The sequence below is a fragment of the Paenibacillus sp. FSL L8-0638 genome (assembly GCF_038593075.1).
GTDB lineage: Bacteria > Bacillota > Bacilli > Paenibacillales > Paenibacillaceae > Paenibacillus > Paenibacillus polymyxa_D.
Window position 1 is genome coordinate 752243 of sequence record NZ_CP151960.1, and the last position, 14615, is coordinate 766857.

Annotated in this window: 11 protein-coding genes; 7 read left to right on the forward strand and 4 right to left on the reverse strand. The window is 47.1% G+C overall.

Annotated elements, in window-relative coordinates; translation table 11 throughout:
- Nucleotides 1-35 precede the first annotated feature (35 nt).
- The 5 genes from MKY35_RS03330 to MKY35_RS03350 all read left to right on the forward strand — a co-directional run bounded on the left by MKY35_RS03330 (nt 36) and on the right by MKY35_RS03350 (nt 6146).
- Complete coding sequence (locus MKY35_RS03330; RefSeq protein ID WP_342445591.1) at nt 36-1835, forward strand: histidine kinase; 1800 nt, start codon at nt 36-38, stop codon at nt 1833-1835.
- A complete protein-coding gene (locus MKY35_RS03335) occupies nt 1832-2899 on the forward strand; it encodes a response regulator (protein ID WP_341038686.1) in 1068 nt (355 codons plus the stop codon). Before MKY35_RS03330 ends, MKY35_RS03335 begins: the two co-directional genes overlap by 4 nt.
- Before the next feature lie 219 nt (nt 2900-3118).
- On the forward strand, nt 3119-4399 hold the full coding sequence (locus MKY35_RS03340) for an extracellular solute-binding protein (RefSeq protein WP_069010949.1): 1281 nt from the start codon (nt 3119-3121) through the stop codon (nt 4397-4399).
- A gap of 38 nt (nt 4400-4437) precedes the next feature.
- The gene (locus MKY35_RS03345; RefSeq protein WP_029515844.1) at nt 4438-5322 is read left to right on the forward strand and encodes a sugar ABC transporter permease; all 885 of its coding nucleotides are present in this window, start codon (nt 4438-4440) and stop codon (nt 5320-5322) included.
- A complete protein-coding gene (locus MKY35_RS03350) occupies nt 5319-6146 on the forward strand; it encodes a carbohydrate ABC transporter permease (RefSeq protein WP_342445592.1) in 828 nt (275 codons plus the stop codon). Before MKY35_RS03345 ends, MKY35_RS03350 begins: the two co-directional genes overlap by 4 nt.
- Before the next feature lie 112 nt (nt 6147-6258).
- Here the strand turns inward: MKY35_RS03350 and MKY35_RS03355 are convergent, their stop codons facing one another.
- Nucleotides 6259-6657 (reverse strand): hypothetical protein, encoded by a 399-nt coding sequence (locus MKY35_RS03355; RefSeq protein ID WP_342445593.1) that lies wholly within the window; start codon nt 6655-6657, stop codon nt 6259-6261.
- Between the two features lie 173 nt (nt 6658-6830).
- On the opposite strand from MKY35_RS03355, the gene MKY35_RS03360 reads away from it, so the two are divergent.
- Nucleotides 6831-7877, forward strand: coding sequence for a hypothetical protein (locus tag MKY35_RS03360; protein WP_342445594.1), 1047 nt, complete (start codon nt 6831-6833; stop codon nt 7875-7877).
- A gap of 283 nt (nt 7878-8160) precedes the next feature.
- Here MKY35_RS03360 and MKY35_RS03365 read toward each other — a convergent pair whose 3' ends face one another.
- A complete protein-coding gene (locus tag MKY35_RS03365; RefSeq protein ID WP_342445595.1) occupies nt 8161-11460 on the reverse strand; it encodes a DUF5695 domain-containing protein in 3300 nt (1099 codons plus the stop codon).
- A gap of 151 nt (nt 11461-11611) precedes the next feature.
- Between MKY35_RS03365 and MKY35_RS03370 the strand changes: the two genes are divergently transcribed.
- Entirely contained in the window at nt 11612-12250 is a 639-nt protein-coding gene (locus MKY35_RS03370; protein WP_342445596.1) for a pentapeptide repeat-containing protein, read from the forward strand.
- Nucleotides 12251-12453: 203 nt separating this feature from the next.
- Here MKY35_RS03370 and MKY35_RS03375 read toward each other — a convergent pair whose 3' ends face one another.
- Together MKY35_RS03375 and MKY35_RS03380 are read right to left on the reverse strand one after the other, a co-directional pair.
- Entirely contained in the window at nt 12454-12882 is a 429-nt protein-coding gene (locus tag MKY35_RS03375; RefSeq protein ID WP_049816906.1) for a DUF1259 domain-containing protein, read from the reverse strand.
- Between the two features lie 122 nt (nt 12883-13004).
- Complete coding sequence (locus MKY35_RS03380; protein ID WP_342446591.1) at nt 13005-14543, reverse strand: PLP-dependent aminotransferase family protein; 1539 nt, start codon at nt 14541-14543, stop codon at nt 13005-13007.
- Nucleotides 14544-14615 lie beyond the last annotated feature (72 nt).

Here is a 14615-nt window from a genome sequence, read left to right on the forward strand (position 1 = left end):
TTTTCGCATATGGCTGAATAGAGGAGTGCATCGCTATGACAACCCGAGCAGTTCGCTGGTTCCGGGCGCTGACGGCCCCGTATCGACGCAGCATTCAGCTCAAGCTGATCTTGACGATGATTGTTCTATCTGTGCTGCCGGTCATTGCTGTCACGGTGCTGGCTGCGGAAAAAAGTAGAGCTTCCATGGAAACGGAAGTAGTAGAGACGAACATGTCCAATATGAAATGGACGGGGATTTATATCAGCGACCAGCTAGATCGTCTGAATCATCTGATTTACAGCATTCAGATCAGCCCTGATCTGAGCGATTACTTGAATGAACGCGAGCCTGACAATCTTTCAAGCCAATTTAATGCCCAGCGAAAAATGCTGAATACGATGGCGAATGTGTATTATTCGGCCGGAAGTCATGTGATCGGCATCCAGCTTTATTCGAAGCAATCGCAAACCCTGTTTACCTTCAATAGTATGCAAAATGAAATTACGACAGTGAGCGGTATTCCCTTGCAGTATGCCGAGATGTGGCAAGCGAATAAGGATTATTTGATTCGCCCAAGCTCTACTGACCCGGAACGCTTTACTCTGACGCGCAGTATTCGGCGTTTTGAAGACCAGAAGCAGACGGGGGCCATTTCTTTGGATGTATTGTGGTCGCAATTCGATCAGACGCTGGGCCTGCTGGGACGAGGGGATCAGCATCAGGTGCTTATTACAGATGGGGATGGCAGGGTTATGTACCCAGCACAGGCTCGGCACTCGCCTCCACCTGCAGGTGTGCTGACAGCTCTTCGTGACGTTAAGCCGGGCCCCGGAGTGATTCAAACGGCTGAGCATTATGTGTTCTATAATGATCTGGATGTGGTTGGGCTGAAGCTGGTCAAAATCGTACCCACTTCCTCTATTAACCACAGCGCTTTTTCAACCATGCTGTATGGTATTATCGTCGGCGTGATTTCAATCCTGGTTTCTATCTGCATTGCCGTTTTCATCGCATGGCGGACTGCACGTCCGATTGTTCATTTGGCACGTTCCGTACAGGAGCTGGATATGATCAAAGGGCCGGTTGGACAGCCAAGTACACGTCCGGATGAGATAGGACTGCTGGAAAGAAGTCTGCATGGGATGGCAGGCCGAATCCGCGAGCATATCCAGACGGAATACAGTATCAATTTGCAAAAAAAGACGGCTGAATTGAAAGCGCTCCAGGCACAGATTCATCCACATTTTCTGCAAAATACACTGCAAATGATCGGGAGTATGGTATTTTCTCAAAAGCCGGAGGACACCTATGAAGTTATTCGGTCGCTGAGTGAGATGTTCCGTTACGTGGTACGGGAGCCTCAGGATTTGGCCTCTTTACGCGCAGAGCTCGACCATGTAGGGCATTATATGCGCATCCAACAACGTCGATTTCCCCAAAGATTAGTGTTTCAGGTGGAGACGGAAGAACAGGCGATGGATATTCGTCTGCCTAAGCTATCGCTTCAGCCATTGTTAGAAAACGCGTTTCAGCACGGTCTTGACCGTAAGGCAGGGGCATGGCGAATGGGAATTCGAGTGGAGATTATGAGAGAAGATGTGTGTATTACGGTTTGCGATAATGGAAACGGCATGACCCCGGACAAGCTGGAAAAAGTACGGGCAAAGCTGGAAAACGCGTCGGAGGAACCGATCTGGGCGCAGGGTAGTCATATCGGATTGAGCAATGTGTCTTCACGCATACGGATGAATTTTGGAGTGCACTACGGAGTGATGATAGATAGTGAGCAGGGTGTTGGTACACGTGTTACCATCCGCATTCCATTCATCTCAGCAGAGGAGGGAAAAGTATGATCAGAGTATTAATTGTGGACGATGAGCCGTGGAATCGCGATATTCTGAAGACATTTGGCACATGGGAAAAACTCGGAATGTTGGTAGTGGGTGAGGCTGAGGACGGAGACGAGGCGTTCAGACTAGTCGGGGAGTTAGCTCCCCATATTGTGATTACGGATATGCACATGCCGGGTGCGGACGGAGTGGAGCTGCTGCAAGCGCTAAATAACCATTGTCCTGATGTAAAAATCATTGTCGTGAGCGGATATGATGACTTTGCGTATGCCAAACATGCCATCCGTTACAAGGCCGTCGATTATTTGTTAAAGCCAGTCAATCCTGCCGAGCTGAATGCAGTGTTGCTCAAATGCAAAAACGATCTGGAGGTCAAGGCTGCTGAACAGCAGCAAGAAGCGACGGAGCTGGATTATGAGTTTTTTCACAAGCTGACCCGGTATAAGCAACTGCTGCGTCTTTATTTTAATGAGTTGAACTGTGACGGGGTGAACCTAACCTGCAGACAGGTTATGCAGGAGCTGGAGAGTTATGGAGCGCCGAGTCCACCTATGCTGGGCAGGCTGGTGCAGGAGCTTCTTTCCCTGCTGAAAGAGCTGGCAGCGGATAACGGGCTGGATACTTCTACGGCAAAGGCAGGATTTCTACTGTCGCAGGATGCCGTATCCTCTGTGGAACATGCGCTGGAATTCGTATCGTCGTGCTATGTTCAGGAACTGGATCAGCTCATTCGGCAGCGGAAATACAAAAACAAGCTGAATTTAGAAGAGGTACGGCGATATATCGACAGTCACTTTGCTGGGCCGATTACACTGGAGCAGTTGGCGAAAAACTTTTTTGTGAGCAAAGAGTATATGAGCAAGGTATTTAAGCAGGAGTATGGTCAAAATGTAACGGACTATATTGTAGCGCGAAGAATGGAAAAGGCGCGAGAATGGCTGGTCAATAAACAGGTTTCAATTAAAGCAGTTGCGGAGATGGCAGGATATGAGGATGTGTCTTATTTCTATCGGGTATTTAAAAAGCATTTTGGCATGGCACCCGGTGAAATGAGGAAGGAAGTTTAAAAAAGTCCAATCCAATAAGCTAAGGGTGTCCAATGGCAGAAGTGACCTCCCATCCTATAATGAAAGCGTATACAAAAGGGGCGATACAAAGGAATTTGGCCTCTATGAAGTTCGCACAGAGCTGAATAGAGGTTGAAGACCGGCGGCATAGCTGCTTTGAATAACAACTGATTTGCCGGTGGGTAGCAGTTATTTTCAAAATAGGGGAGGTCATTTTTTATGAAAATGTGGAAAGGTGTATTGAGCACAATGCTGGTTGGCACGTTATTGGCCGGGTGTGGAGCGAATTCTTCAGGCAGTGACAGCAGCGGTTCCGGTGGAGACGGCAAAACGGTGAATCTCAAAATGTTTATTGCTCAGCCCCGTTTGAAGGAGCACTACGATAAATACATTAATGCGTTCGTAGCGAAAGAGAAGAAAGATAAAAATATCGACGTTACGGTTCAACTGGAGATGCCGCCTGCGGACAACGCTGCACAAATTTTGAAGACAAGACTCGCATCCAACGATGCGCCGGACGTATTTGCATTGCACGCGGTGAATGAAATCCCTCCGTTTTATAAAGCGGGCTATTTGGAGGATTTGTCCGGTCAGCCTTTTGTTAACAAATTGATGGATAGTGTGAAGCCTTCGGTGACAACCAAAGACGGAAAGGTCGTAGCGGTTCCTTTGGAGACGATCTCATGGGGCTACTTGTACAATAAAAAGATATTTAAGGATTTGGATTTGCAGCCGCCGGGAACGTTGACCGAAATGAAGGCAGTGGTCGAGAAGCTGAAAGCGAATAATGTGAAACCGTTCCTGTTGTCCTACAAGGAATCCTGGATTCCACAGCTGTTCGTGCCGCTGACAGCGGGTGCGATGATGAACACACAGAATAAGGATTTTATCGACCGGATGAATCAGGATAAAGGCTCCTTTTCCGAAATGAAGAGCATGTTCGATATTATTGATCTGGTGAATAGTAACGGTACAGACAAGGCGCTGGAAATCGGTGGGGATGATGGATCGGCTGCGTTTGCCTCGGGTAAAGCGGCGATGTGGATTCAGGGACCGTGGTTTGCGGAAACGATTTTAAAATCGGATCCGAAGATGGATTTTGGGGTAGCACCGCTGCCAATCAATGACGATCCCAATGCGACACTGATCAATTTGTCCACTTCGACTTCGCTGGCTGTATCCTCTACAAGCAAGAATAAGGAGGTTGCGCTCGATTTTGTTAACTATGTACTGGATGACAAGGATTCTAGCGCGTTCTATGAAGCATTGAAATTTAACCCGATCTCCAAAGTGCATACGTTTAAAAGCTATCCTTGGGTTAATGACGCTACCGAATATGTGAAAGCAGGCAAGTCGTACCAAGATCCATCGATCCCGCAAGCGGTCAAGGACGAGGCAGGCAAATCGCTACAATCCTATTATGCGGGTCAGCTCTCGCAGGATGACGTCATTAAGGCGCTGGATAAGGCATGGAAATCGTATAACAAAGTGAACAAGTAACGGTAACCTATAGAATTACACCAGGAGGGAGAGACTCCATGCCTTTTAAAATCTATAAAAAATACGTCATGCTACTGGCGTTTACCGCCCCGGCGCTGATCTTTTATGCCATCTTCCTGCTCATTCCAACGATCAGCGGCATGTACTACAGCTTTACAGACTGGAACGGATTGAATCCCAATTACAGCTTTATCGGCTTGGGGAACTTTGTGGAATCGTTGAAGGAAGACCCCGATTTTCTCAATTCCCTTTGGTTTACCCTTAAATACGTATTCGTCATGATTGTGCTGCAAAATGTACTGGCACTGGCTCTGGCAGTGTTGATTGAGTCGCGTACACGTACCAAAGGATTTTTCCGGACGATATTTTTTATGCCCAATATGATCAGTACCATTATTAGCGCATTTATGTGGACATTCGTTTTTTCCTCCGTGCTGCCACAGATCGCCGAAAAGACGGCTATCGCCTTTTTGGGCCAATCGTGGCTGGGCGATCCGAAAGTATCTTTCTTCGCTATTATTATCGTGTCGCTCTGGAATGGCGTCGGTTATATGATGATCATCTATCTGGCTGCGCTTCAAGGCGTGCCACAAAGCTTGAAGGAAGCTGCGATTATTGACGGGGCGAACGCATTTCAAACATTGCGAAGCGTAACGATGCCGATGATTACCCATGCGATTACGATCTGTTTCTTCCTGACGCTGAATGGTGCCTTCAAGGTTTATGAGGTCGTATACGGACTGACTGGCGGGGGGCCGGGGCGCAGTACACAGGTGATTACAATGAACATTTATGAGGAGGCGTTCTCCAACAACTTCCGTTATGGTTATGCGAGTGCCAAATCTGTAATTTTGTTCGCGATCGTTCTCATTTTCACCCTGATTCAGCTGCGTGTCATGAAGAAGAGGGAGGTGGAGGCATGAGGTTGAAGAAAGCCAATTCCTTGCTGATTACGCTGATTTTGTGCATGGGCGCAGTCGTGTCCTTCTTCCCCATCTACATGGCGGTAATTAACTCGTTTAAAACACAGGGTGAGATGTTTGTATCCTTTACGGCGCTGCCGACAAAGCTTCACTTTGAAAATTACAGTCAGGCTTTTCATCAGACTCATTTGCTGAACAGCGCCCTTAATTCCACGATTATTTCTTTTATCGGCATTGGTGGCATTGTGATCTGTTCGGCGCTGGCAGGCTACAAGCTGTCTCGTACACAGGGGAAACTGAGCAGTGCGATTTTCTTCCTATTTGTCGCATCGATGCTGGTGCCGTTTCACTCCATTATGATACCGATTACACGAATGGCAAAAGATTTGTCCGTTCAGGGCAGTACGTACGGCTTGGCCCTGATCTATATCGGCTTGGGCGTGAATATGGCGATCTTTTTGTATCATGGATTCGTCAAATCCATCCCGCGTGAGCTGGAAGAATCCGCGCAAATGGACGGCTGTAATGAGTTTCAGACGTTCTTTCGCATTATATTTCCTTTGCTACTGCCGATTACAGTTACTATCGCGATTTTGGATTTTCTGTGGATTTGGAATGACTTTTTGCTTCCATTGTTGATGCTGACGGATGTGAACCATTACACCTTGATTCTCTCGACCAATATGCTGTTTGGAGAGTACAACAAGGAATGGTCACTTATTCTGGCCGCACTCGTGCTGACCTCCATCCCGGTTATCCTGATCTATGCATTCTTTCAGAAATTCATTATGGAAGGAATCGCGGAGGGAGCGGTTAAGGGATAAGGTGGAGACGTGGGTAGGCGGATGGTACTTCCCATCATCCCCATGACATAAATACCAAAGCCTTCCTATAATTAAGGAAGGCTTTTGTTTTGGAACGACGCAGATCCAATTTTCACTTCGAGAAATTACTTATTATAAAAAATAAAAGCGAAATGATGATCAAAAATAGATATATACTAGAAATCCGTTTTCCGATTGTAGCTCCAAACTCTTTAGGATTTTTATATCCAATGATTAAACTGGGAATAAAAAAAATACTGGATAGATAAATGGTGTAGTGAAACCTAGTATTATCGACAGGATTGGACCATGCGGACAATCCAAAAAAGGAAAGCAACTGGTCTCCCAATATGTAATCGCCAAATTCAAAAGAAACAGCTATGCCAAGAAGAGATAACAGCAGTGAAAGTGATCCCCAGCCTACTTTTTTTCTGTTTTTTCTCAACAATTCAAAGATAATTAGTAAAATTGCAATTGCTTGTATGCTGTATGTCAACATGATTGAAAACATAAAGTACCTCCTTGAACATCAGAATCAAATGATAAGATGTCAATTTCGGAAATAAGTATACCATTTTATGGTATGTCTTCATATGCCTTTCAATACAGCGATCGTAAGATCAAATGGAACGCGAAGCGGCCTTAGCCATACAATATTTCATCTGAATGTAAAAGGAGATGATTATGTTGGCTACCTTCTCGGCCGCGCTTCAAGTGAAAAAGCGGATGGCCAAGCGAGTCTTAAAAATGTCCGGTGTCCACGGCATTGGCGTAGGATACAGGGACCCTGCCCATCCCAAAAGGGGAGCCGCTGTCATTGTGTACACGGACCGTTTAGCGTCGGCCTCTACTGGACTCCTGTCGGCCACCGCATTAGGAAAGAAAACGAACGTTCCAGTCCGAATTGTAAAGACTGGAAAGATCAGAGCCAATGCTACGGACTACAAAGTGCGCATACGCCCGGTCATCGCCGGCTACAGTGTCGGGACGATTGAAGGCTCCGGTACAACCGGACTCATCGTTGCCCCAACTGGAGCGCCGGCTACACGTTATCTTTTTAGCAACAACCATGTCCTCAATCCCTCCAATACAGACAATCGAGAGGCTACAATTCAGCCAGGCGGAGCCGATGGGGGGACGGTTGCTCAGGATCGTATAGGACGGCTATATCGTTACGTACGCTTGAATCCCACCGGAACGAACCTGATTGATGGGGCGCTTTCGCTTCCGACCCGTAACAACCTGCTCAATCCGCGTTATGCCACAGTAGGAGCGATTCCGGGTCATGTGACCGCTTATCGCATAGGGGATAGGTTGAAGAAGGTTGGGCGTACGACCGGACGAGTCAATGGCACGGTAGAGTCCGTCTATACGGACCTGCAAATCAATTATGGTGGAGAGTTGGGCTTACTGACCTTCGAAGATCAGACGGTTATTAGAGGTACGACTCCTGTATCACTACCCGGGGATTCTGGCTCTGTATGGCTCAGACAGTCAGATAATTATGCAGCTGCGGTTAATTATGCAGGCACGGCAGATGGTCGCTTATCCATAGCCTTTCCAGTGCAGTGGGCCATGCAGGTATTCAACACACGGGTAGCCCGCCCCAACGGGGCAGGCAGGGTGCTGAGGGTAGATACAGGGTCTTCCCCTCGCTCCTATACTAGACAACTCACCAGTGAGGAACTCGTACGTTTAAGACCAAGAACGACACGTATTAGACGAAGCTAATTGATCTATAGATGGAATAGCTGCCGCTGATTGCTTTGGTAAAGTGGTCGCTTTAAGAGATTTCCACAGGAAGGCTCACTTCGGAAGCATCACCTCCCCGGATTTCTCCCCTGATTACAGAATTAATATAAGAAATCCGGGGTGGAGGCAATGAGAAGCACCAGCAGAAATAATTCACGATCCCAATCATTTACGATGCAAATGTTTCACGATACAAATCATTCATAATACAAATCATTCACAATCTAAAACGTTAACGGCATGAATGAATGCATAATGCATTCTAATCTGCCCCCTCAGCATATGCTTGGACTCCCACATCAGGGGCTGTAATGATGCTACTTGCCGAGGCCAAGCCCCGGATTTCCTGAGCGGTCAGGGCTCTGTTGTAAATGATCAGTTCATCTACTGCGCCGTTCAGATAGGGATCATCAAACTGGGATTTCCCAATATAGTTCCGGTTTGTCAGTCCAAGACTGGAAGGATTCAGCGTCATGTTCGTGTTACGCGTCGCCTCTACACCGTCCACATACATCATTCCAGTATTGCCTGACAAAGTCACGGCGACATGCTTCCAAACCCCTGTTGCTAGCTCTGGCGCATTCAACTGTTGTTCCTTTCCGTTCCCCGAGATAGTGATAGCGAAGCGCATACCAGTTCCCTCGGCCTTAGGTGTCAAAAACATATACCGATCCGTGCCTGCTCCAAAATCAAACAGGCGTGCCCAGCCATTATGCGTGTTCACTCGTACCCATGCGGCAATGGTAAAGTCATTGAGGCTGCTAACTATTCCGCCGGGCAGGCTGGCATAGGCGTCTGTACCGGTAAGGCGCAGAGCATTGCCATTCCGTCCCGCGCCCCACGAGCCTCCATTTACACTGGCCTGCTGTCCATAACCGGAAGAATCGACTGCGGTAGATCCGGTCGTTTCGTCAAATTCATAATGGGCTATAATGTCTCCAGCGGGAGACGGATTACCTGTACTCGACTGAATACGGATATCATAGTTGGCTGCCGTACCGATATTCAGTCTGACCGTGATCGCAGAGCTGTTAGCAGCCGTGACTGATCCGGTTTTTGTGCCGTCTACGAGCACGTCATACGTACCTGCCGCGAGTCCGGTCAAGCTCATAACGGTAGTATGAGTCGTGCCTGGGGTCATATTTTTCAGTGTCAGGCGCATGTTGTTCTTGGACTTGGACACGATGGCCAAGCTATATTGATCCCGGTTCAACTCCAGACTCAGCTTCTGGGTGATCAGATGCAGACGTTGGAATACGCCGTCTTTTGGAGTAACTGTATAGCTGTTATTGCTTTCTGTAACGTCACAGCCGTAACCGAACAAACCGAATATGGGATCGACAGCAACATCCGAGCTTAGGATTTTAATGGCTCCAAACAGCCCTAGATCGGCTTCCCCGGACATGCCGCGCCATCCGTTAAACAGAGGGCCGCCGTCCAGACCCAGGGCGCCGTAATTGCCCTTGCCTGCCTGATATGTCCACGATACCGCTCCGATATTGGCAGGATCAGAGCTGATCTGTCCCGAGTTAATCGCCCCGATGTTCGCCAGCTTGGCGGCATAGGATAGGCGCTGGTCCACTTCGGGGTTGGACGAATAACGGCGTGTCCAGTCATCCATCGCATAGCCTGCCAGCGAGGTCGTGTACTGGAAGTTCCACCAATTTTCTCCGGTGATTGTGACCGGATCGGCGTAATAGTACCAGACAGGCATATGACCACGTGCAGCACGCGTTTTGGCGTTGATTTTGCTCATCATCGTCGTGTTGTTGTTCATTTTGGCGAGTGTATATACGGCTTCTTCGCCTGTATTGTCATAGTTATACTCAGAGCCATAAGGATAGGTGGTGTTTTTGAAATTGTTGTACTTGGTAGTCATTTTGGCAATCAGGTCGTTAGCCTCGGTGGTCAAGCCTTCTTCCTGAAGCGCTTTAATCATATCAGGTGTAGTTAGCTCACCCATGAGTCCCGTGTTCCAATTATAGGCAACAGGGCCTTCATACAACGCTTTAAAAATACGATAAGCACGTAGCAAATATGTGTTTTTGCTATTTCGATAGCTGATCAGGTTGGGATACAGCTTGGCAAGTTTATACATGCTAAAAAACGTATTATAAATATGCGGATAGGCATAGCCCCGGTATGTTGGTGTCGTATTAGGCTGCGCCATCAGGAAATCAGGAACCAGATAATCGGTATGATGGCCTTCCATCAAATTCGTCCAGATGGCCACTTCCAAATAATCATCGACTGCCTTGATCTCAGATGCCACGGGCTTCTGAACGTTTTTCTCCGCCAGAAACTGACCGTGAGTTAGCCCCCAATCATCACCCCAGCCCCAGTAACCAGCAAAGCTGTTGCGTTTGGCCTTGTACTGCATCATCCAGTCATCAAAGACCTTGTCCCTCAGGTCGCCCGGCACGTTCCATTGGGTGCTGTTGACCATGAAGGTAGAGTGACGCTGAAGTGCAGCTTCGACTGGCTCGATGGCATAGAACTGGAGAACGGTTTTTTCGCCGTTACCATAGTTAACCGTAATATTGTTATGTCCCAGTCGTCCCAGTGTAAGTTCATATATTTTATGGTTTGTAGGGGCTGTTTCCAGATAGCTGATGGTCGTTTCCGACGGATATTGCGCGGTGACAGAGGTAATGGATTTGCTGGTATGCAGATCGAATTTAGCCTTGAGATTGGTTGGGAAGATCATACCCGGAACCACGGTCACATCCACATGTCCCTCACTGTACAGCCTGTCCTTTACGGCCTGCTCGTCCGCTACTTTGTAAAATTTAAAAGCATACGTTTTGCTTTCCCCAGGAGCCAGCGACAGACTGGTGCTTCCAAGATAGCCACGGTTGGTGCTCTTGATGACATTGGAGTGGATATAGAACACATTCAGTCCTTCGGACCAGCCCCCTTGCTCCATAGCCCATGTGCTGCCGGGATGCTCCTCAGTTCTCCAATGGTCCTGATATTCGAGACCAGCCCCCGTTGAGGCATCAGGGATTAGTAGTACATACGGTCCGATGCCGCTAGGTCGTCCGGCGGTAATAAAGAAGCTATTATGGCCTACAAAGGAGTGTGAGAGTACTCTGGTTTCATAAATTTGTTCATTATTGCCACCGGACCAGTACTCGTTAAACGGAAGTGGCAGTCCCCAATCTCCGATCTCCAGCGTTTGATTAGAGCTGTTCGTTACTTTCATTTGCCAGTGCAAATAATCGTTAACCAACGAATAAGTTTCATGTAAAATGAAATTACGTATTCCCTGATGGTTTGATGAATTCTGATAGGCTACCTGGACACTGTTTCCAGAAGAGGTGATCTGGCGCGCATCAGCAGAATTGCTTGTCCATGCCCGAGTCCACGCTCCGTTGCCGAGACGATAGGTGAACATGAGTTCACCCAGCCATTGATGATCCGACGTATTCTGTTTAGGTGCGTTGGAGCTGTTCATAACATAGTTGGTATTAAAAGTGTCCCCTACCAGTCGCAAGGAAGAGAGATCCCCGTAATCTCCGACAGAGATGGAGAACACTTGATTAGATAGCTGTACTGCCATGTTATCAACCTCCTAACAAAGGTTCGTGAGTGTGCTCACTACGTTAATATATGTGTGAGAAATACTTTTGCTACCCTATGTATGAGAATTGATAGAAAATAGATTCATATAGATGTCCCACAGGGCTCTCAACCGTGGAGGTAGAGGTAATATGAAAAATAAAATGGAGTCACCAAAGATTCCTGCGGATTTACCCGTATTAAATGAAGAAATGCGCTCCATACGATCCAAAGACGAACTCAGTATAGGGTCTGTAGAGGATATCATTTTGGACAATATGGAAGCGGTTAAGGTTTCATTAGAGAAGATGACTTTTAAAAATGTAACGATCATGGAATCGTCATTGCCGGAAAGTGAATGGACAGACGTTATTTTTGATAAATGCGATCTATCGAATGTTAATTTTTCAGGTTCCTTTATCCATCGGGTAGAGTTCAGAAACTGCAAATTGCTCGGAACGGATTTTTCGAGAAGCAGGTTCCAAAACGTTCGTTTTTCGGATTGTTTAGGGGATTATTCGATGTTCCGTTTTGCTAATTTCAAGCAAGTTGGTTTTGAGGATTGTTCTTTGATAAGTGCAGATCTGTATCATTTAACACTACAAAAAACCTCTTTTGCCCGTTGCAATCTGGATCAAGCCACCCTGTCGGGGTCCAAGCTCAAGGGAATTGATCTCAGTGATTGCGAATTTGATGGATTACAAGTAGAGATAGAAGACTTGAATGGCTGCATCATCTCACCGCATCAGGCTTCATCCTTTGTGGGCCTTTTGGGGCTAGTAATTAAATAAGGGGATATATTCGAGTCATCCGCCGCAAATAACGAACGTAGTCTCCACGCATCATAAAACGTGCCAGAGCGCGCTGTTCCAAGAGGGGAGGCGGCAGGGGATCGTATAGTCGTTTGGCAGCAGCCAGTGCTTAGACCCATTCCAAATTTCCGCTCATAACAAAAAAAGACCCGCCAAAGCGGATCTTTGCATTTATTGATAGCTTACTTTTTCTTAATAACCGGCCGTACAGGCTTCGTTGTCAAGACATTAAGCGCGTCACGCACTTCTGTGGCGAAAACAAGCGGTTTTTCTACTTTTTCGAAGTGGATGTACCAGAGATTGGGGTTATCGAATAGCCAGTGATTGTGCAGTGCCGTCACTTTGATATCATGTTTACGAAGTCGAGAAATAAACGGATTAATTTCTGCGGTCAAAATTACGGTTTCACCAAGACATAATCCTTTTCCGTTACGGCCAATACTTTCGAAAGAAAATGCTTGGGGTATTGCAAGAAAGGATCTGGTCTTTTTCCCTAAAATGATCGGCTTGATGTTATTTCTGACTGTAGATGCAGTACAAACTCCGTTAATGATTTGAGGTGTTGCTTTTAATATAGCTGCAAACTGTCTACAAAGAGGACTAATTGCCATTTCTCTCACTCCAATTCTTTTAAGTTATTAGCATCATATGAAAAAGTAAGGGAATGGAAAGGGCAAGTCTTCTTTATCGTTAGTCTAATTTGCTATATACAAAGTGCGAATGGAGCACCCTTTTAAAGCCTCAGCGTTGCTCCGTGATACTGATGTTTGATACTGTCCCAAGCCTGGCGCAGACGGTTACACCCTTCAATAATTTGTTGCTCCGTTAAATGAGCAAAGATAAAGCAGGCAGATGGAGGTCCCGGTGTCAGTTGGTAATCGGCGGCATCACGCCATGTGACTCCGTAAAATCGTGCTGTCTGCATCAAATGATGATACTGGGCAGACTCATGCTTCCAGATGGCATAGGCATGTAGTCCGCAATTGTTCTGATGCCAGTGAAACAGTTCATTCAACTGCTGTATTTCCCGCTGGAACACGTCGTAGCGTGATCTGTATATGCGAGTCATCCGACGCACATGGCGAACGAAGTCGCCGCGCATCATAAAACGTGCCAGTGCGCGCTGTTCCAAGCGGGCAGGCGGCAGGGGATCGTATAGTCGTTTGGCAGCTGTCAGCGCTTGGGCTAATTCAACGGGCAGGATTGCAAACCCGAGTCGAAGGCTGCTGAACATGCTTTTGGAAAAGGAACCGACATAGATGACACATTCTACGCGATCCAGTGCTTTTAACGGTTCAATGGGTCGTCCTGCCCAGCGGAATTCACTGTCATAATCGTCCTCAATGATCCACGCACCCTTGGATGCTGCCCATTGCAAAATATGTTGACGGCGTGTTAATGGCAACACTGCACCGGTTGGAAACTGTCGTCCAGGAGTAACAAACAGTAATTTGGAATCCCAATCCTGTGGGACAATTCCGTGTTGATCCATTTCGGCAGCGAGTATCTGTCCGCCTGAGGCAGTAACTGCACGGTAGATGCCGGAATAACAGGGATTCTCCAATACAATTTGATCTTGTTCATGAATAAGCAACTGACTTAATAACGTGATTACTTCCATGGAACCACTGCATAATACGACTTGATCCGGGCTGGCCGTAATTCCGCGTGTTCTGCCAACATGATGGCAAATCGCTTCACGTAGCCATTCATCACCGCTCACTGGTGCAGTGGTCTCGTCAGCCGAGGGCTTTTGCAGATCTTTTCCAGCGGCAGTCAGTGCGCTTTTCCATGCGATCTGTGAATTGCCCTCCAATACAACTTCTCCTGCCTGAAAAGAAATCAAAGGCTGTTGTGCACGGTCTCTATCTGTAGCAGAAACAGGAGACGACTGTAAGTTTCGTTCCCTCTCGATCTGCATGATTCGTTGTCCCCATGCTGACAGAGTAGGGGATTTTTGCTTGGCAACGGGTGGATTCTGATTCTGCTGGCCGATTTGAGATGGGTTTGGTAGCACCGCTATCTGTTGCATAACAAAGGTTCCTCTGCCTACTGCCGAGTCTACATATCCTTCTGCCAGCAGCATATCGTATGCTTCTTTAACACTCCCTCGCGAAATTCCATACATCACAGCCAGATCACGAGTGGAAGGCAGACGCGTACCACTGGCAAGGGAACCATTGAGGATTCCCTCACGAAGAGCATGATACAATGCCAAATATTTTAGATGATATTTTTGAAGCGCGCGTTGATAAGCAATCGTAATATCCATACTCTTCTCCTTCGATTGGGCCACTCATTTTCGTTCATATTGGGTCTTTTTATGAATCCATTTTCAACATAA

Bases quoted from the DNA above. Each gene is read 5' to 3' on its own strand.
- MKY35_RS03330 (WP_342445591.1), top strand. From the start codon at position 36: ATGACAACCCGAGCAGTTCGCTGGTTCCGGGCGCTGACGGCCCCGTAT.
- MKY35_RS03335 (WP_341038686.1), top strand. From the start codon at position 1,832: ATGATCAGAGTATTAATTGTGGACGATGAGCCGTGGAATCGCGATATT.
- MKY35_RS03340 (WP_069010949.1), top strand. From the start codon at position 3,119: ATGAAAATGTGGAAAGGTGTATTGAGCACAATGCTGGTTGGCACGTTA.
- MKY35_RS03345 (WP_029515844.1), top strand. From the start codon at position 4,438: ATGCCTTTTAAAATCTATAAAAAATACGTCATGCTACTGGCGTTTACC.
- MKY35_RS03350 (WP_342445592.1), top strand. From the start codon at position 5,319: ATGAGGTTGAAGAAAGCCAATTCCTTGCTGATTACGCTGATTTTGTGC.
- MKY35_RS03355 (WP_342445593.1), bottom strand. From the start codon at position 6,657: ATGTTTTCAATCATGTTGACATACAGCATACAAGCAATTGCAATTTTA.
- MKY35_RS03360 (WP_342445594.1), top strand. From the start codon at position 6,831: ATGTTGGCTACCTTCTCGGCCGCGCTTCAAGTGAAAAAGCGGATGGCC.
- MKY35_RS03365 (WP_342445595.1), bottom strand. From the start codon at position 11,460: ATGGCAGTACAGCTATCTAATCAAGTGTTCTCCATCTCTGTCGGAGAT.
- MKY35_RS03370 (WP_342445596.1), top strand. From the start codon at position 11,612: ATGAAAAATAAAATGGAGTCACCAAAGATTCCTGCGGATTTACCCGTA.
- MKY35_RS03375 (WP_049816906.1), bottom strand. From the start codon at position 12,882: ATGGCAATTAGTCCTCTTTGTAGACAGTTTGCAGCTATATTAAAAGCA.
- MKY35_RS03380 (WP_342446591.1), bottom strand. From the start codon at position 14,543: ATGGATATTACGATTGCTTATCAACGCGCGCTTCAAAAATATCATCTA.